The sequence below is a fragment of the Thalassococcus sp. BH17M4-6 genome (assembly GCF_049323015.1).
Classification (GTDB): Bacteria; Pseudomonadota; Alphaproteobacteria; order Rhodobacterales; family Rhodobacteraceae; genus Puniceibacterium.
Genome location: NZ_JBMPGU010000013.1, coordinates 1 through 18,020, shown reverse-complemented (window position 1 = coordinate 18,020; position 18,020 = coordinate 1). Strand labels below are relative to the sequence as shown.

The 18,020-nt window shown below is 65.1% G+C and carries 17 protein-coding genes; 9 read left to right on the top strand and 8 right to left on the bottom strand.

Annotation, left to right across the window (positions count from 1 at the left end):
- Positions 1-27: 27 nt before the first annotated feature.
- Positions 28-2,181: a malate synthase G gene (locus ACOXXX_RS16875; protein ID WP_422827780.1), complete on the bottom strand. Its 2,154-nt coding sequence runs from the start codon at positions 2,179-2,181 to the stop codon at positions 28-30.
- Between the two features lie 192 nt (positions 2,182-2,373).
- On the opposite strand from ACOXXX_RS16875, the gene ACOXXX_RS16870 reads away from it, so the two are divergent.
- On the top strand, positions 2,374-3,144 hold the full coding sequence (locus ACOXXX_RS16870; protein WP_422827779.1) for a class I SAM-dependent methyltransferase: 771 nt from the start codon (positions 2,374-2,376) through the stop codon (positions 3,142-3,144).
- A 13-nt stretch (positions 3,145-3,157) separates the two neighbouring features.
- Here ACOXXX_RS16870 and ACOXXX_RS16865 read toward each other — a convergent pair whose 3' ends face one another.
- Genes ACOXXX_RS16865 through ACOXXX_RS16855 form a run of 3 tightly spaced genes read right to left on the bottom strand, consistent with a single transcriptional unit; the run spans position 3,158 to position 5,006 of the window.
- The gene (locus ACOXXX_RS16865) at positions 3,158-3,298 is read right to left on the bottom strand and encodes a DUF2256 domain-containing protein (RefSeq protein WP_422827778.1); all 141 of its coding nucleotides are present in this window, start codon (positions 3,296-3,298) and stop codon (positions 3,158-3,160) included.
- On the bottom strand, positions 3,298-4,806 hold the full coding sequence (locus tag ACOXXX_RS16860) for an FAD-binding domain-containing protein (protein WP_422827777.1): 1,509 nt from the start codon (positions 4,804-4,806) through the stop codon (positions 3,298-3,300). Before ACOXXX_RS16860 ends, ACOXXX_RS16865 begins: the two co-directional genes overlap by 1 nt.
- 17 nt (positions 4,807-4,823) lie before the next feature.
- Positions 4,824-5,006 carry a hypothetical protein gene (locus tag ACOXXX_RS16855; protein WP_422827776.1) on the bottom strand — a complete coding sequence of 61 codons (183 nt, stop codon included), beginning with the start codon at positions 5,004-5,006 and terminating at the stop codon, positions 4,824-4,826.
- 125 nt (positions 5,007-5,131) lie between these two features.
- On the opposite strand from ACOXXX_RS16855, the gene pepN reads away from it, so the two are divergent.
- The 3 genes from pepN (at position 5,132) to ACOXXX_RS16840 (ending at position 9,176) form a co-directional block, all read left to right on the top strand.
- Positions 5,132-7,681, top strand: coding sequence for an aminopeptidase N (gene pepN, locus ACOXXX_RS16850; protein ID WP_422827775.1), 2,550 nt, complete (start codon positions 5,132-5,134; stop codon positions 7,679-7,681).
- Positions 7,678-8,127: a hypothetical protein gene (locus ACOXXX_RS16845; RefSeq protein WP_422827774.1), complete on the top strand. Its 450-nt coding sequence runs from the start codon at positions 7,678-7,680 to the stop codon at positions 8,125-8,127. Before pepN ends, ACOXXX_RS16845 begins: the two co-directional genes overlap by 4 nt.
- 182 nt (positions 8,128-8,309) lie before the next feature.
- Positions 8,310-9,176: a lysophospholipid acyltransferase family protein gene (locus ACOXXX_RS16840; protein WP_422827773.1), complete on the top strand. Its 867-nt coding sequence runs from the start codon at positions 8,310-8,312 to the stop codon at positions 9,174-9,176.
- A 10-nt stretch (positions 9,177-9,186) separates the two neighbouring features.
- Here ACOXXX_RS16840 and ACOXXX_RS16835 read toward each other — a convergent pair whose 3' ends face one another.
- The gene (locus ACOXXX_RS16835; protein ID WP_422827772.1) at positions 9,187-9,912 is read right to left on the bottom strand and encodes a transglycosylase SLT domain-containing protein; all 726 of its coding nucleotides are present in this window, start codon (positions 9,910-9,912) and stop codon (positions 9,187-9,189) included.
- Between the two features lie 203 nt (positions 9,913-10,115).
- Here ACOXXX_RS16835 and ACOXXX_RS16830 point away from each other — a divergent pair, with 203 nt between their 5' ends.
- Both ACOXXX_RS16830 and gatB read left to right on the top strand, forming a co-directional pair.
- Positions 10,116-11,369 (top strand): hypothetical protein, encoded by a 1,254-nt coding sequence (locus ACOXXX_RS16830; RefSeq protein ID WP_422827771.1) that lies wholly within the window; start codon positions 10,116-10,118, stop codon positions 11,367-11,369.
- A gap of 62 nt (positions 11,370-11,431) precedes the next feature.
- Positions 11,432-12,946, top strand: coding sequence for an Asp-tRNA(Asn)/Glu-tRNA(Gln) amidotransferase subunit GatB (gene gatB, locus ACOXXX_RS16825; RefSeq protein WP_422827770.1), 1,515 nt, complete (start codon positions 11,432-11,434; stop codon positions 12,944-12,946).
- A gap of 35 nt (positions 12,947-12,981) precedes the next feature.
- Here the strand turns inward: gatB and ACOXXX_RS16820 are convergent, their stop codons facing one another.
- On the bottom strand, positions 12,982-13,155 hold the full coding sequence (locus ACOXXX_RS16820; RefSeq protein WP_422827769.1) for a hypothetical protein: 174 nt from the start codon (positions 13,153-13,155) through the stop codon (positions 12,982-12,984).
- 141 nt (positions 13,156-13,296) lie between these two features.
- Here ACOXXX_RS16820 and ACOXXX_RS16815 point away from each other — a divergent pair, with 141 nt between their 5' ends.
- Both ACOXXX_RS16815 and ACOXXX_RS16810 read left to right on the top strand, forming a co-directional pair.
- On the top strand, positions 13,297-14,886 hold the full coding sequence (locus ACOXXX_RS16815; protein ID WP_422827768.1) for a helix-turn-helix domain-containing protein: 1,590 nt from the start codon (positions 13,297-13,299) through the stop codon (positions 14,884-14,886).
- Between the two features lie 84 nt (positions 14,887-14,970).
- A complete protein-coding gene (locus ACOXXX_RS16810) occupies positions 14,971-15,492 on the top strand; it encodes a hypothetical protein (protein ID WP_422827767.1) in 522 nt (173 codons plus the stop codon).
- An 11-nt stretch (positions 15,493-15,503) separates the two neighbouring features.
- On the opposite strand, the gene ACOXXX_RS16805 is transcribed toward ACOXXX_RS16810, so the two are convergent.
- Positions 15,504-15,761, bottom strand: a complete 258-nt coding sequence (locus ACOXXX_RS16805) for a BolA family protein (protein ID WP_422827766.1) — start codon at positions 15,759-15,761, stop codon at positions 15,504-15,506.
- Positions 15,762-15,837: 76 nt separating this feature from the next.
- On the opposite strand from ACOXXX_RS16805, the gene ACOXXX_RS16800 reads away from it, so the two are divergent.
- Positions 15,838-16,464, top strand: a complete 627-nt coding sequence (locus tag ACOXXX_RS16800; RefSeq protein ID WP_422827765.1) for a DnaJ domain-containing protein — start codon at positions 15,838-15,840, stop codon at positions 16,462-16,464.
- Positions 16,465-16,556: 92 nt separating this feature from the next.
- On the opposite strand, the gene ACOXXX_RS16795 is transcribed toward ACOXXX_RS16800, so the two are convergent.
- Positions 16,557-17,942, bottom strand: coding sequence for an IS1182 family transposase (locus ACOXXX_RS16795; protein WP_422825414.1), 1,386 nt, complete (start codon positions 17,940-17,942; stop codon positions 16,557-16,559).
- Positions 17,943-18,020 lie beyond the last annotated feature (78 nt).

The window sequence follows — 18,020 nt, the reverse complement described above, 5'->3', positions numbered from 1 at the left end:
GACGACTGCCCACAGCCCTGCCGTCTGTCAGGACAACGACGCCTTCAGTTCCAGCCGCCGACGGTGGAGCACCGGTTCGGTATAGCCCGACGGCTGCACCCGTCCCTCGAACACCAGATCGCAGGCGGCCTGGAAGGCGGTGCCGTCGAAATCGGGCGCCATCGGGCGGTAGGTCGGGTCGCCCGCGTTCTGCTTGTCCACCACCTCGGCCATGCATTTCAGCGCGGTCATCACCTGCGCGGGCGTGACGATTTCATGGTGCAGCCAGTTGGCGATGTGCTGGGCGCTGATCCGGCAGGTGGCGCGGTCCTCCATCAGACCAACGTCATTCATGTCGGGCACCTTGGAACAGCCCACGCCCTGGTCGATCCAGCGCACCACGTAGCCCAGAATGCCTTGGGCGTTGTTCTCGACCTCGCGCAGGACCTGATCCTCGCCCCATTTGCGGAAGCTCGCCAGCGGGATGTCCAGCACCGTGTCCACATGCGCGCGCCGCCCGCCCTTGCGCAGCTTGTCCTGCACGGCAAAGACGTCGACCTTGTGATAATGCAGCGCGTGCAGCGTCGCGGCGGTGGGGGACGGCACCCAGGCGCAGTTGGCCCCGGCCTTGGGATGTTCGATCTTCTGTTCGATCATCGCGGCCATGAGGTCGGGCATGGCCCACATGCCCTTGCCGATCTGCGCGCGACCGGACAGGCCGCATTCCAGCCCGATATCGACATTGCGGTTTTCGTAGCCGCCGATCCAGGCCTTGCGCTTGATGAAATCCTTGCGGCTGAAGGGGCCCGCCTCCATCGAGGTGTGGATCTCGTCCCCCGTGCGGTCCAGAAAGCCGGTGTTGATGAAGGCGACGCGGGATTTCGCGGCGCGGATGCATTGCTTGAGGTTCACGGAGGTGCGCCGTTCCTCGTCCATGATGCCAAGCTTGACGGTGTTCTGCGGCAGGTCGAGCACGCGTTCCACCATGCTGAAGGTCGCATCGGCAAAGGCAACCTCGTCCGGGCCGTGCATCTTGGGTTTGACCACATAGACCGACCCCTGGGCCGAATTGCGCGGGCCGTCGATTTTTTTCAGGTCGTGTTTGGCGATCATCGCGGTGATCATCGCATCCATCAGCCCCTCATAGGCCTCGGACCCGTCGCGCAACAGGATCGCGGGGTTGGTCATCAGATGCCCGACGTTGCGCACCAGCATGAGCGCCCGGCCCTTGAGCGTCACGGTTCCCTGCCCGTCGGGTGCGGTATAGGTCCGGTCGGGGTTGAGATTGCGGGTGACGGCGGTGTCGCCCTTCTGAAAGGTCTCGCTCAGGTCGCCCTTCATCAGGCCCAGCCAGTTGCGATAGGCGACGGTCTTGTCCTCGCCATCGACGCAGGCCACCGAATCCTCGCAATCCATGATGGCAGAGATGGCGGATTCAAGCTGCACATCCGCCAGCCCGCACTGGTCGCGCGACCCGATGCGGTGGGTGCGGTCAAAGACCAGTTCCACATGCAGGCCGTGGTTGCGCAGCACCACCCGTTCGGGCGCGCGCGGATGGCCGGTGTAGCCCACGAATTGCGACGGATCGGCCAGCGGCATGTCATCGATCAGCAGCGCGCCCCCGTTCACGTGATAGCGCCGCGCATCCGCATGGCTGCCGCCATCGATCGGGAAAGCCTCGTCAAGAAACACCCGCGACCGCGCCACGACGCGCGCGCCGCGGCCCCGGTCATAGCCGCCCTTGGGCGCGGGCGATCCCATCGCATCGGTGCCGTAGAACCCGTCATACAGGCTGCCCCAGCGCGCGTTCGCAGCGTTGAGCGCATAGCGTGCATTGGTGATCGGCACCACCAGCTGCGGCCCCGGTACGGTGGCGATTTCGGGATCGGTGTTCGCGGTCTCGATCTCGAACGCATCGCCTTCGGGCAGCAGGTACCCGATCTCTTCCAGAAAGGCGGTGTAGGCAGCGTGATCATGCGGCTGGTTGCGGTGCCGGATGTGCCAGTTGTCGATCTTTTCCTGAAGGTCCGCACGGGTCTGCAACAGATCGGCATTGCGGGGGCCGAAATCGTGCAAAAGGTCGGAAAGCCCCTTCCAGAAGGTTTCAGAGCTGACCCCGGTGCCGGGCAGCGCCTCGGTTTCGATGAAATCGAAAAGCAGCTTGTCGATCTGAAGGTCGCTGTGCGTGACACGGTCGGTCATGGGGGCTCCTGCGGTGATGGCGGTATACCGTTCGTCCCTCATAGAAAGCGTGTTTCCGATAGGCAACAGGCTTGACCGGATTTTGCGGTCGGCGGTGTTCGGCATCGGTGAGCCTTTGCGCCGCGCAGACACGGGCGGTTGGCGCGTCTGGCGTTGGCCGGTATGATGCAGCCCTGCGAAAGGGACCGAGCGATGAACACCGATTACCTGTCCGTGAACCGCGATGTCTGGGACCGGGATGCCGCCAACTGGGCCGAGATCGGCGCACGCCACTGGGCTTTGGAGGACCCGATCTGGGGCAACTGGGGCCTGCCCGAGTCGTCGCTGGGGCTTTTGCCCGAGGATATGCGCGGTCTGGACGCCATCGAACTGGGCTGCGGCACGGGGTATGTCGCGGGCTGGATGGCGCGGCGTGGCGCGCGCGTCACCGCTATCGACCTCTCCGGCGCGCAATTGGCCACCGCTCGCGATCTGGCCTGGGCGCATGATGCCGACATCACCTTTCTGCACGGCAATGCCGAAGCGACGGAGCTTTCCGACGCGGCGTTCGATTTCGCGATCTCGGAATACGGCGCCGCGATCTGGTGCCGCCCCGAGCTTTGGCTGGCCGAGGCCTGGCGCCTGCTGCGCCCCGGCGGGCGGCTGGTGTTTCTGGGCAACCATCCGCTGTCGCTGGTCTGTTCGCCGGAAAGCGGCGCGCCGTGCGACAGGACCCTGCACCGCCCCTACCGCGGCATGTGGGGCGCGGACTGGAGCCGGGTGGAGATCGACCCCAGCGGGGTCTGCTTCAACCTGACGATGGGGAACTGGTTCGCGCTTTTCGCAAAAATCGGGTTCCGGGTGGAGAATTACCAGGAACTCTATGCCCCCGACCATGCCGATCACACCCGGGCCAGCGTGCCCGCCGACTGGGCCAAGGTCTATCCCATCGAACAGGTCTGGCACCTCGTGAAACCGGGCTGAACCTCCGCCCGGATCATCTTTTCCGGCGGCAGCGGTCCGAGCAATAGCGCACCTCGTCCCAGACCTTTTCCCACTTCTTGCGCCAGGTGAAGGGCCGCCCGCAAGCGGCGCAGATCTTGGTCGGCAGGTCGGATTTGCGGGTTGGCTTCGGCATCAGAGGTCCAGCTTAAGCTGGGTATCCGGCGCCTTGGCCCGGCGCTTGCGCGGGGCGCGGTCGTTGACGAAATGCCCCGCACTGTCCTTGCGGCTGGCGTGCTTGTCGATCACCCGGCGCGAAGCGTCGCGAAACGCAGGCTCGGCGCGCAGCGACCAGATCATGTCACGCGCCGCACGCGCCGCGGCCGGGACATCGACGATCGGGGCGGGATAGCGTAGCCGCCCTGCCCCGTCCCAGCGCCAGGGTTCCTGGAGCAAGGCATCCGGCACCTCGGCCAGCTCCGGCAGCCAGCGGCGGGTGAAGGCGCCCGTCGGGTCCTGATCGTGGCCCTGCTTGATCGGGTTGTAGATGCGCGGCGTGTTGATCCCCGTGGTGCCCGACTGCATCTGCACCTGACTCCAGTGGATGCCCGGCTCGTAATCGGTGAACATCCGCGCCAGATGTAGCCCAGGCGCGCGCCAGTCGAGCCAGAGGTGATAGGCCGCCACACTCATGACCATGGACCGCATGCGGAAATTCAGCCAGCCCGTGGCGTTGAGCGACCGCATGCAGGCGTCGAGAAACGGTAACCCGGTCTCGCCCCATTGCCACGCCTCAACTTTTTCCGCATCTGGAACGGCGGGGCGCAGGCCGCGGCAGCCCGGGTGCATCGGGGCGAATTCGATGGCCGGTTCATCCTCGAGCTTCTGCATGAAGTGATCGCGCCAGGCCAGCCGGGACTGAAAGCTCTTGAGGCTGCCCAACCAGCCATCGCGCGTGCCACGCCGCGCCCGCTGGTCCTGCGCCGTGCGCTGCACGACCTCGCGCACCGATATTGTCCCCAGCGCCAGATGGGGGCTGAGCCGTGAACAGGCGGCGGCCCCGTCGAGCGGCGAGGACATGGCGCGGCGGTAATCCTGCCCGCGGGTGGCCAGAAAACTGTCGAGCAGCCGCACCCCCCTGTCACGCCCGCCCGCCTGCCGCCCCGGACAGGGATCATCCCGCAGGTCCAGCGTTGGAATCGGTCCGGGGTCCACGCGGACCGGCGGCAGCGCTTTGGGCGCAGGCAATGGATCGGCGGCCATGAAACGGTTGCGCGCGGCCGCCCAGCGGTCGCGGGTGTTAAGGCGGCGGATCACGCCCGATTGCGGCACCTCGTCCCACGGAATGCCCCTGTCGCGCGCCCAGGCGGCGACGCGTCTGTCGCGGGCAAAGGTCCAGTCGTTCCCGGTTTCCTCGTGGCTGACGATTTGGTCAAATCCGGTCTCGGCCAGCAACGCCTGCAAAACCTCGACCGCATCGCCGGTGCGCAGGATCAGATCCGATCCGCAGTCCCGAAGCGCGCGCCGCAGGTCGATCAGGCTTTCGCGCAGAAACGCGAACTGCCGCCCCGAGGTGTCGTCAAGCCGCCAATACTCCGGCTCGAGGATGAAAACAGGCAAAGGCGCCCCGGATCGGAGCGCCTTGTGCAGGGCCGGATGATCGGCCAGTCGCAGATCCCTCTTGAACCACAAAAGCGTCGTCATGAGGGAAAGAGCATCCTTTATTCAGTCGCCGTCGCGGCACCTGCGTCAGAGGTCGGCGTGTCCTCATCGCTTTGCGCAAACGTCCACACGAGAAAGCCGATGAGCAGCACTCCGGCGAACACCAGCACACCCTTGATCCCCAGCAGCGAGGGTTTGTGCTTTTTCTCTTGGGTTTTGACGTTGGTGTCGGGTGCGGACATTGGCTAATTCCTTCCAGAAAGCATGGTTCGCGGGCGCGGTTGCGCCCGAGCGGTTACCATCCTAACACTTTGCCAGGCGATGAGGTTCCAGAAACCTGTGCAGAAAATTGACGGAGAGTCCCCCCATGAAAGACGCCGCACCCCAGACGATCTATCTGAGCGATTACACACCCTACGGGTTCGTGGTGGAAGAGGTGCACCTGACCTTTCGTCTGTCGCCCACCGCAACGCGGGTGCTGAGCCGTATTCGCTTTTCCCCCAACCCAGAGGGGCCAGATCGGGACTTTTTTCTGCACGGTGAAGACCTTGCGCTGATTTCCGCATCCATTGACGGAACCCCGGTGCAGCCCGAGATCACCCCGCAAGGCCTGCGCTGCGACGTGCCCGACGGCCCTTTCGTCTGGGAGGCAGAGGTCGAGATCAGCCCCGAAACGAACACAGCGCTCGAAGGCCTTTACATGTCGAACGGCATGTACTGCACGCAGTGCGAAGCCGAAGGGTTTCGCAAGATCACCTACTACCCCGACCGGCCCGATGTCATGTCGGTGTTCACCGTCCGCATCGAGGGGCCGCATCCCGTGCTGCTCTCCAACGGCAACCCGGGCGCAAGCGGCGACGGCTGGGCGGAATGGCACGATCCCTGGCCCAAACCCGCCTACCTTTTCGCGCTGGTGGCGGGGGACCTCGTCAATCATCCCGGCCAGTTCACCACGATGTCCGGCAAGAAGGTCGAGCTCAACATCTGGGTCCGGCCCGGGGACGAGGGCAAATGCGCCTTCGGGATGGAGGCGCTGAAAAAGTCCATGCGCTGGGATGAAGAGGTGTACGGGCGTGAATATGACCTCGACATCTTCAACATCGTGGCGGTTGACGATTTCAACATGGGCGCGATGGAGAACAAGGGGCTGAACATCTTCAACTCCTCCGCCGTTCTTGCCAGCCCGGAAACCAGTACGGACGCCAATTTCGAACGGATCGAGGCGATCATCGCGCATGAGTATTTCCACAACTGGACCGGCAACCGCATCACCTGCCGCGACTGGTTTCAGCTGTGCCTCAAGGAAGGGCTGACCGTCTACCGTGACAGCCAGTTCACCACCGACATGCGCGGGGCCGCGGTCAAGCGGATCAACGACGTGTCGGACCTGCGCAACCGCCAGTTTCCCGAGGATCAGGGCCCGCTGTCGCATCCGGTCCGGCCCGAAAGCTTTCAGGAGATCAACAACTTCTACACCGCCACCGTCTACGAGAAGGGCGCCGAGGTGATCGGTATGCTCAAGCGGCTGGTCGGCGATGAGGCCTATGCGAAGGCCGTCGCTCTCTACTTCGACCGCCACGACGGACAGGCCTGCACGATCGAGGATTGGCTGCAAGTTTTCGAAGATACCACGGGCCGCGACCTTTCGCAGTTCAAGCGCTGGTATAGCCAAAGCGGCACGCCGCGGCTGCGGGTGTCGGAGCATTACGAGGACGGCACCTACAGCCTGCAATTCAGCCAGACGACACCGCCGACACCGGGACAGAACGACAAGCAGCCGCAGGTGCTGCCCATCGAAGTAGGGCTTCTGTCGCCCAACGGCGACGAGGTCGTGCCGACCACGCTCCTTGAGATGACAAAGGCCGAACAGCGTTTTGAATTTACGGGGCTTTCGTCGAAACCCGTGGCGTCGATCCTGCGCGGCTTCTCGGCCCCCGTGGTGCTGGAACGCGACAGCAGCCGCGAGGAGCGTGCGTTCCTGCTGGCGCATGACACCGATCCCTTCTGCCGATGGGAGGCCGGGAACGCGCTGGCGCGCGACGGCCTGCTGGCGATGATCACCGACGGGGCGGCGCCCGACACCGCCTGGCTCGACGGGCTGGAAACGCTGCTGCGGGATAGCGCGCTCGACCCCGATTTCCGCGCCTCGATGCTCGACCTGCCGGGCCAGTCGGAACTGGCGCAGGCGCTGCATGAACGCGGCGTGACGCCCGATCCGCAGGCGATCTACGACGCGCTGGAACGACTCAAGATGTTCCGCGCCGAACGCTGGGCCGACCTGCTACCGCAGCTGGCCAAGGAGACGCGCGTGACAGAGCCCTACGCCCCCGACGCCGATCAGGTCGGCAAACGCGCGCTTGGCAACGGCGTGCTGCACATGTTGACCCGTCTCGACGGCGGCGCGGCGGCGCAAAAGCAGTTCGACAGCGCCGACAACATGACCCTGCAACTGGCGGCCCTGGCGGCCCTGATCTGGGCCGGTGAGGCCGATGCGGCGCTGCGGGCCTTCCACGACCGCTGGCAGCATGACCGGCTGGTCATGGACAAATGGTTCGGGCTGCAGGTCGCGCTGGCCCGGCCCGACCGGGCGGCAGAGCAAGCCAAGGCCCTGACGGAACACCCGAAATTCGACTGGAAGAACCCCAACCGGTTCCGCGCGGTCTTTGGATCCCTGGCCGCCAATCACGCCGGTTTCCATTACGAAGGCGGCGCAGGCTACGATCTGCTGGCCGACTGGCTGATCCGGCTCGATGCCAAGAACCCGCAGACCACGGCCCGGATGTGCGCCGCGTTCCAGGCGTGGCGGCGCTATGACGATGGACGGCAGGCGCGGATGCGCAACGCGCTGCAGCGCATTGCGGGCACGCCCGCGCTCAGCCGCGACACCACCGAAATGGTGACGCGGATCCTGGGATGACCGAGACCCCCGAGGCGCTGCCGGGCTACACCTACGGCGCCCCGGCCCGAACCCCACGGTCGGTGGGTCTTTTGCTGGGTCTCTGGGCGCTGCTGGCGGTGGGCTGGATCTGGCTGCAGGTCGAAAGCTGGATCGTGCTGGGCATCCTGCTTTTCACCCTGCCCCTGCTCTGGGAGGTGGCGACCGGCAAGACCGCGCGGCTGACGCTGGACGACACAACCCTCGACTGGCAAAGCGGCCGGGTGCAGGACCACGTGGCCCTGCGCGATCTGGATCACGTCCGGCTGGACCGGCGGTTCGACGGCAGCATGCGCGCGACGCTGGTGCTGCAGGACGGGCGCAAGACACGCCTGCCCCACGACTGCGTGCCGCCGCACCGGGCCTTTGAGGCCACTTTGAAGGCACGGGGCGTTAAGGTAGACCGCCACCCGTTTTCGATCTTGTGAAAGAACCGGGGCGCCAGGATTTTCGCAGCCGGTCGGGAACCGGCGGCGATTTGCCTGTGTTATATCCCTGTTCGGGCCAAATCCCGCAAAGAACGGGCCGCTGTTTGGCCCGGACTTGCCACGCGGGGCGCACCGGGCAGCATGTCATGTGATTGTTGCAATAGCCTGATTAGAGAACGCCCATGCAGGACCGTCTTGACCCCCTGATCGCAGAGCGCGCGCCGTGGCTTTTCTCGCGGCGGCCGGGCACTGCTGTGGCACGGCGGCTGCTGAACCGCGTGTTGGGCTACGATCACACGATTGCGCTGGCCGAAAGGTTCCGCGACATGCCGTCTGACCAGATCATGGCGGCGATGGCCAAGCTGTTGGCGCGCGACGTTGAGGTCGCGGGGCTTGGTCACATTCCTCGGCACGGGGCGGCGCTGGTGGTGGCGAACCATCCCACCGGCATCGCCGATGGGATCATGCTGCATCATCTGATTGCCGGGTTGCGGGGGGATGCGTTCTATTTTGCAAATCATGACATACTTCGCGTGCTGCCGCAGATGCACGACATGATCGCACCGGTGGAATGGCGGCCCGAGAAACGCAGCCATTCCAAGACGCGCGAAACGATGGACTATACCCGTGCGGCGGTGGCCGAAGGGCGGCTTGGCGTGATCTTTCCGTCCGGTCGTCTGGCCAAGCGCCGGGGGCTGAGCCTGCACGAGCGACCCTGGATGGCCTCGGCCGCGATGATCGCGCGCAAGTTCGATCTGCCGGTCATCCCGGTCAACATCCGGGCCCGCAACTCGGCGCTGTTTTACCTGTTCGATTTGATCCACCCGACGCTGCGCGACATCACTCTGTTCCACGAAACACTGAACAAGGACCGCCAGCCCTACCGCGTCACGGTCGGAGAGCCGATTTCCCCCTCTGCCCTGCCTGCGAAGTCCGAGGACGGCATCGCGATGCTGCGCCGCGCCACGCTGGCGCTGGGTGGATCGAAAGCGCCTGCCGTATCGCTGGTCGACAGCAGCCGCCGCCCGTCGTGGATGCGCGCGACCTGAACGCCACGCCTCAGCTTGGCCGGGCCCTGGGCCGCGTCTTCGAAATGGGTTTGCAGTAACTCTGTTCGCGCAGCCAGGCCATCATGTCGCGGCGCTTGGACCGGCTGTGGAACGGGCCCCAGTCGGCGGCAACGCCGCGCATCCCTTCGGACACGACCCCGTCGCGCGCGACCGTCCGCGCCATGATCCGCAGCGCGCAGCTCAGGTTCGACGGTCCGTGTTTCAGCGCCGCCCCGGTGCGGGCCTTGCAGCCGTAGCCGCGCGCGGTGCCGGGCAGGATCTGCAACAGCCCGTACCAGCGCCCCCCGCCGCCCACTGCACTGGCGCGGTAGGTGCTTTCATGCTTGGCCAGCGCCGACAGCAGCCCGACCCAGAACGCCTCCCGCTCGGGGATGTCCGCCTGACGGTACGCCGGGCACCAGGCGTCGATATCCCGCGGCACGGTGCGCGGCAGCGTCCCGGCATGGCCGCGCAGCGCCGACACCGCCGCGCGCGACCAGATCGCGCCGCGCGGACGATGCGCCCATCGGGTACGCGGCAGCGGCAGATCGGACCGCGCATGCGGTCGCAGCGACGTGGCCACCGCCAAAGGGCTGACCGACTCGTCCTGTGCCCCGGGGACGTTCTCGGGTTCGACCGCCTTGGCCACCGCGATCACGCGGTCGCCGGCTTCGGTCTCGGCGGTCGCGATCTGTGGCAGCAGACCGGCGACTAGGAACAGGGTAGACAGGCGCATGGCGGTTAGAATGCCCTGAAATCAGGCATTTGCGCAAGTCGCATGCGGTGCCGCTGTGGCCGGTTTCCGCGCAAGGTCTGTTTCGGCTTGCGCAACAGCGCGTTGCCGATCCGGCGCCATGCTCCCAGGAAAGCCCGGAAACGAACCCCGCCGCACCGCCTTCCCGCCATGATTGAGCCCAAATGCGCGCGCAGATTGGCGACATGACATACCAGGACAAGATACAGCCCCTGCGCGCCCTGTCGGCCCGGATTTCGCCGATGATCGACGCCCTGCGCGCGCCATCGCCGCGCCCCCGCACCGTCCCGGTCAGCGCGGGCCCCGCCCCGATCCTGCCCAGCATCGACATCCCCGTGCGCGAGCTTGGCGATGACGAGGTGCAGCGCGCCCGCTATTTTGCCCAAGGCCAGTTCCTGGCGCGGCAGGAAGACTGGGCCGAACTGGGCCGTCTGATCCGCACCTTCGACCAGCAACGCCTGAAAACCTCCGGCGGCGCGCCTGTGCCCGAGCTTTTGGCCCGGGGCGCGCGCGCCGACGCGGTCGAGGTCGCCAGAGAGGCCGCCCGCCGCGGCGACGCCCGCGCCGCCCACCTGCCCGTTCAGGCGCTCGAGGAGGTCTATGCCGAGCTTGGCGAGGATCACGGCGTCGCCCTTGTCGTGGCCCGCACGCATCTGGAGATCGGCCGCGAATGGCATGGCGGCGGCCCCACGCATGACCTGTCCGAGGCGCGCAAATCGCTGTTTCTGGCGCATCTCGGCGCCGCCGCCCGGATCATCGACCGGTTCGATGCATTCGAGCGGGATGCGCCGTCGCTTGCTGCGCTGCGCTGCGACCTGCTTGCCGCCGAAACCGCCGCGCAGGACAGGGTCGCCGATGATTACGAGGATCTGATCGACCTTGACCCGCTGTGCCCCCGACACATGCGCGCCCTGGGCCGCGATCTGCTGCCCGACCGCTATGGCAGCTACGCCACGCTCGATGCCGAAGCCCGCCGGACAGCCGCACGGACGGCGGATATCTGGGGGCATGGCGGCTATGCCTGGGTCTATTTCGACGCGCTGGCGCTGGATCCGGCCGCGTTTCGCGGCCTTGACGCCGAACTGTTCGTCGAAGGGCTGCACGACATTCTGGCCACTCGCACCGACCAGCATATGGCCAATGTCCTCGCCGCCTATACCGGGCTTGCGCTTTCCGGCCGGTCGGCACGCGGCAGCGCCCGCGCCCGGGTCGCGGACTGTTTCAACTGGATCGTCTGCGATCACCTGCGCGAAATCCACCCGATGATCTGGGCCGCCGCGCCCACCGCTGCCAACGCCGCGCACGTCAAGGGGGCCGAGGATGGCGCGCGCCGCGGCCGGGTGCGGGCGTTGTCCGCGCTGGCCGAACATTTCGCCTCCGAAATCCGCGCCGGTCATCGCATCGTCTTCGACCCTTCGGGACTGACGATCACGCCCTGACCCTTGCACCGCATCTGGCCCTGTCCTAAAGCGAAGGCGAGACGCCTGAAAGGACGCACGCCATGCTGGATCTGAGCTTTGAGCCCCCGAAACCCAAGGTCATCGCCGGGGCGAAACACGACTGGGAACTGGTCATCGGGATGGAGGTGCATGCCCAGATCGCGAGCCAGGCCAAGCTCTTTTCCGGTGCCTCAACAGGCTTTGGCGCGGAGCCCAATTCGCATGTCGCCTTTGTCGACGCGGCGATGCCCGGCATGCTGCCGGTGATCAACGAATTCTGCGTCGAACAGGCGGTGCGCACGGGCCTTGGCCTCAAGGCGCAGATCAACCTGAAGTCGGCCTTCGACCGCAAGAACTACTTCTACCCGGACCTGCCGCAGGGTTATCAGATCAGCCAGCTCTACCATCCCATCGTAGGTGAGGGCGAGGTGATCGTGGACATGGAGCCGGGCATCGCGCGGCGCGTGCGGATCGAACGCATCCACATCGAACAGGACGCAGGCAAGTCGATCCACGACATGGACCCCAACATGTCCTTTGTCGATCTCAACCGCACCGGCGTCGCGCTGATGGAGATCGTCAGCCGCCCCGACATCCGCGGCCCCGAGGAAGCGGCAGCCTACGTGGTCAAACTGCGCCAGATCCTGCGCTATCTGGGCACCTGCGACGGCAACATGCAGAACGGCAACCTGCGCGCGGACGTGAACGTGTCGGTCTGCCGCCCCGGCGATTATGAGCGCTATCAGGAGACACAGGACTTCGGCCACTTGGGCACACGCTGCGAGATCAAGAACATGAACTCCACGAGGTTCATCCAACAAGCCATTGATTACGAGGCGAAACGCCAGATCGCAATTCTCGAGAACGGCGGCAAGGTCGATCAGGAAACCCGGCTTTACGATCCCGACAAGGGCGAAACGCGGTCGATGCGGTCCAAGGAAGAGGCGCATGATTACCGCTATTTCCCCGATCCCGACCTGCTGCCGTTGGAGATCGAACAGGCCTGGGTCGACGGGATCAAAGCGTCGCTGCCGGAACTGCCGGATGAAAAGAAGGCGCGGTTCGTCAAGGACTTCGGCCTGTCGGAATATGACGCCTCGGTCCTCACGGCGGACACGGCAAATGCGGTTTATTTTGAGGAGGTTGTGAACGGCTCTTCAGACGGAAAACTGTCGGCCAACTGGGTGATCAACGAACTTTTCGGGCGGCTCAAGAAGGACGACCGGGACATCAGCGATTCTCCGGTCACGCCCGCACAACTGGCCGGGATCATCACGCTGATCAAGAAAGGCGACATTTCCGGCAAGATCGCCAAGGACGTGTTCGAAATCGTCTATAACGACGGCGGCGATCCGGCTGAAATCGTTGAGCAAAAGGGCCTTCGCCAAGTCACCGACACCGGCGCGATCGAGGCCGCGGTGGACGAGGTCATCGCCGCAAACCCCGCGCAGGTGGAAAAGGCCAAGCAGAACCCCAAGCTTGCGGGCTGGTTCGTGGGCCAGGTGATGAAAGCCACCGGCGGCAAGGCCAACCCGGCGGCCGTCAACCAGATCGTGTCGGCGAAGCTGGGGCTTTGAGATCGGACCGCCGGAAGACCGGCGGCCCATTCCCCTCACCCCCGCAGGGCGAGCGCGGCATAAAGCACCGCCATCGGCGCATAGAGCGCCGGGTAGTCGGTGAGCAGGCAACCGTTGGCGTGGCACAGGCTCAGCCCCGAATAAAGCGCGCGGTGGCAGGTCAGCATGGCTGCGGCCTTGGCGATCAGTGTCTTCAGTTGGTTCCACATCTGGATAACTCCTAGAGGTTGAACCGGGCCCGGTGATTGCTATGGTGTCTCGATCAGTTCAGAATGCCTGATCGCGCGGCAAAAGGCGGTGACGCGGCGGGGACTTCGGGGGACACCCCGCGTGACAGAAAGTGACCTTTTGTGACCTCCCCCGACGCGTTCACGGATTTCGGCAAGGCGGTGCGCGCGGCGCGGACGGCCAAGGGCTGGACACTGGAGATGCTCGCGCACGAGGCGCTGGGAAACCAGGACCGCAAGAGCTATGTCAGCCGGGTCGAGCGGGGAAAGCAGCCGCTGTCGCCGCTGACCATCCAGAAATTCGCCAAGGCGCTCGATCTGCCAAAGGGTATTGTCGATGCCGCGCTGGGGATTGCGCCGCAGGTCGAGGACGCGCCGAGCCAGACGGATGCGGATGCGGACCGTCTTTACGACGAACTGCAGGGTCTGCGGAATCAGTTGAAACTGTCCGAATCTCTCGCCATCGCGCTGGCCTATGAATATGCAGAAGGCAACCCGACGGACCTTGAAACCGCATTACGCGAACTCAGGCGCGCATTCGAGGTTGCGGCGGACAGGCGCGACCGACTGCCCGGGAATGTCGATGCGGCGGTCAATGCCATCATCGCGGAAGTGGACCGACGCAACGAGGAGGAGTCGCCCGAGGATGCCGGGGCCTATCTGCTGCGCGAACTGGCGGCGTCGCGGGATGCCATGGCAGAAAAGGCGCAAGGTCATGTACGGCTGATCGACAAGGGGCTGGCGCAGGCGGTTCTGACGCGGGATGTGGACATGGTCGTGACCCTGGAAGTGGAAAAGTTGACGCTGGATAGCGCGGCGGACGGGTTCGATGCGCTGCGAGATGTTTGGCGCACATGGTACGAACGCGGGCGGGACATGGGGCTGGCGTTTGACCTCGAAGTATCTATTGGACTGGCGCGGGCGTCGGTAGACCGGGCGCAGGGACAGGATCAAGGCGGTGCGGCCCTGAATGACCTGGCCATCGCACTCTGTACCCTCGGGGAACGCGAAAGCGGCACCGCGCGGCTGGAAGGGGCCGTTGTCGCCTTCCGCGCGGCGCTGGAAGAGCGGACCCGCGACCGGGTGCCGCTGGACTGGGCCAAGGCGCAGGCGAACCTGGGCAACGCGCTACAAACCCTCGGGGCACGCGAAAGCGGCACCGCGCGGCTGGAAGAGGCCGTCGCCGCCTACCGCGCGGCGCTGGAGGAAATGATCCGCGACCGGGTGCCGCTGGACTGGGCGATGACGCAAATGAACCTGGGCACCGCGCTGGCAACCCTCGGGGAACGCGAAAGCGGCACCGCGCGGCTGGAAGAGGCCGTTGCCGCCTATCGCGCCGCGCTGGAAGAGCGGACCCGCGACCGGGTGCCGCTGGACTGGGCGATGACGCAGATGAATCTCGGCAACGCGCTACGAACCCTCGGGGCACGCGAAAGCGGCACTGCGCGGCTGGAAGAGGCCGTCGCCGCCTATCGCGCCGCGCTGGAAGAGCGGACCCGCGACCGGGTGCCCTTTGATTGGGCGACAACACTGCATTGTTTTGCTGTCGTAGAGATCAGCCTCTTCGACAAGACCGGGAACGCGGCCCATTTGGACGCGGCAAAACAACACGCCGATGCCGCGAGGGAGGTGTATTTAGAGGGCGGAGCGTCGCACTACGTTGAATGGATCGAGACGCAGCAGTTGGCCGAAATCGCCAAACGGCGCGGGTGATGGTGGGTTGAAAACCCACCCTACGATTGGGGCTGACCTTGGGCGGCGGGCTTGCTAGGCTCTGCGCCAGCAAGAGGATGTGACATGCGCTATGAATACAAGGTGGTGCCGGCTCCGGCGAAGGGGGAAAAGGCCAAGGGGGTCAAGGCCCCGGAGGGGCGGTTCGCCTTTGCGCTGGAGCATCTGCTGAACGACTTCGGACAGGACGGCTGGGAATTCCAGCGCGCCGAAACGCTGCCCAGCGACGAACGCCAGGGGCTGACCGGGTCGGTCACGGTCTGGCGCAACGTGCTGGTGTTCCGCCGCCCCATAGGCGAGGTGGCGCAGGAAACACCCCGTATGCTCGAAAGCCCCGAGCGGATCAGCCCGGTGGCGGGTCTGGGCGCGGCCGGCATGGCATTGGGGGCAGATGACGCCCCTGCCCCGCCGCCCGCGGCACCGTCAGAGCCCGCGGACGACGCGCCGGAGACCGATCCGGACTGGCAGCGCCCGGTGCCGACCGAGGTCGAGGAGGTCGACAACGGGGTCGAGGAAACCCGCGACCTCGACAAACCCGTGGGCTTTCTGCACGACCGTGCCGCGCGGATGAAGACCGACCCGGGCTGAGCCGCCGCCGATCAGACGCCCAGGTCCAGCGACAGCGCGTGGATCTGCGCCATGAGGTCGGGCCCCAGCGCGCTGTGCACCGCCCGGTGCCGCGCGATGCGGCTTTGCCCGGCAAAGCCCTTCGCGCGCAGGATTACGTGGAAATGGCTCTCTCCGCCCTCCTGATACCCGGCGTGGCCGCGGTGCGCCTCTGACTCGTCGCGCACCGTCAGTTCCGTGGGCGCGAAGGCGTCGCGCAACCGTGTCTCGATTTCCGCCTGTCTGGTCATTTTTTCCTGCCTGCCCCCTACAAGTTATCAGCGGATAGTCTAAACTCTGGCGTCCGAGTCGGAAAGGTGTCCCCCCATGAGCAAATCAGATCCCTTCGGTTTCGATATGTCCGTATCGTCCGCCAAGAAGAAGAACCCGCGCGGACGGCGGGGCATGTCGGGCGCGTCCGAAACCTCTGTGCGGCAGTGCGAACACGAAGGCTGCGAGGAAGCGGGCAAGTTCCGCGCGCCGAAAGCGCCGGACGTATTGGATGACTACTACTGGTTCTGCAAGGAGCATGTGCGCGAATACAACCTCAAGTGGAACTTCTTCCACGGCAAGACCGAGGCCGAGATGAACGCGCAGGCCTCCAAGGACAAGGTCTGGGACCGCCAGACCAAGGACTGGCGCGACCCCGAGGCGCGCGCCTGGGCGCGGCTGGGCATCGAGGACCCGCACCAGGTGCTGGGTGACAACGCGACGCGCAACCCCGGCAAATCCGCCGGCGGCAGCACCCGCCGCCTGCCCCCCACCGAACGCCGCGCGGTCGAGATTCTGGAGGCCAAGGACCACTGGACCAAGGCCGAGGTCCGCAAGGCCTACAAGGCGCTGATCAAGGTGCTGCACCCCGACATGAACGGCGGCGACCGGTCACAGGAAGAACAGCTGCAAGAGGTGGTCTGGGCCTGGGACCAGATCAAGGAGAGCCGGAACTTCAAGTGAGGGAAAGGCGGGTTTCGGCCGATTCTGTTGAAAAACAACGTGTTGCGGATGCAGAAAGTAGCGGCCGGAACGGGGCGCAAGCGCCTCTCTGATCAGGCTTTGGATGGTTTCTGCGGTGCAGGGAAGATCTTGGCCAGTTTGCGGAGGTTTTGAGCGGTGGCTGCGAGGAGGAATTCGTCGTTGGCGCCACATGGACCTCGTAATCGAAGCCGGCCCAGGCCGAGGATGCGTTTGAGATGGGCGAAGAGCATCTCGACCTTCTTTCGGAGCTTCATCGAGATGTCGTATTGGCGGGTCTTGGCAATGTCGCGCGCGACCTGACGGGCGTCTTCGTGTTCCTCGCGGGTGATCTTGCGCGCGTCGGTGTTGGGGCAGCACCTGGCTTTGGATGGGCAGGCCTGGCAGACCTCTTTCAGTGCCCGATAACGGGCGGTGCCCTTGCCTGTCGGTCCTCGGTTCGGGTCCGAGTAGTTGCGGCGGAACTGTTTGAGGGCGTGACCTTCGGGGCAGATGTACTGATCGTTCTCGGCATCCCATTCGAAGTCGGCACGGGACCATGTGCCATCGGATCGGCCAGCCTTGTCGAACACCGGAATATGTGGAGCGATCTTCTGCTCGACCAACCAGCCAAGCATAGGCCCAGTTCCGTAGGCGGTATCGGCGATCAGCCGTTCGGGATGCAGATCGAACCGATCCTTCACCCGTCTCAGCATGGTCTTGGTCGATCCGACCTCGGCCTGACGGATTGATCTGGTGGCTTCAACATCGACGATGACGCCGTGGTCCGTATCGATCAGGTAATTGTCGGAATAGGCAAAGAATGCTGGGCCTTTGCGCGCAGCCGTCCATTGGCTGGCCGGATCGGAATGGGACGTGAACTTGGGCTGAACCGGGGACGCTGCACCAAAGGCCGCCTCGTCCAGCGTATCGAGGTACTCGCGCACTGCGCGGGGCGCATCTGCCGGATCGATGGTCGACACATTCCATTCTTCCTTGGGCGTCGAGTTCTGCTTGTTGGCGTCCGCCTCGATCAGGCTGGCATCGATGGCCATGCGCTGTCCGCTGACCAGGCCTTCTTCGATGCATCGCGCCACCGTCGTCTCGAACAAGTGGCGCAACAGTTCGCTCTCGCGGAACCGCCCATGCCGGTTCTTTGAAAAGGTGGAATGATCGGGAACGCGGTCGCCGAGATCGAGACGGCAGAACCAGCGATATGCGAGGTTGAGATGTACCTCCTCACAGAGCCGCCGTTCCGACCGGATGCCAAAGCAATACCCGACCAGCAGCATCCGGATCAGCAGTTCAGGATCGACGGACGGGCGGCCGGTGTGGCTGTAGAAATCCGCCAGATGGGCCCGGATGCCGTTCAGATCGACGAACCGATCAATCGACCGCAGCAGGTGGTCTTGGGGAACATGATCCTCTAGCGAGAACTCGTAGAACAGAGCCGCCTGCGCTTCCTGCCTCGGTCCCATCATCGCCAATCCCTCCCTATAGGACGAATTGAATCAGCGACTTGCCACTCGATCAAGGAAGAGTTTTTCAACATAATAGGC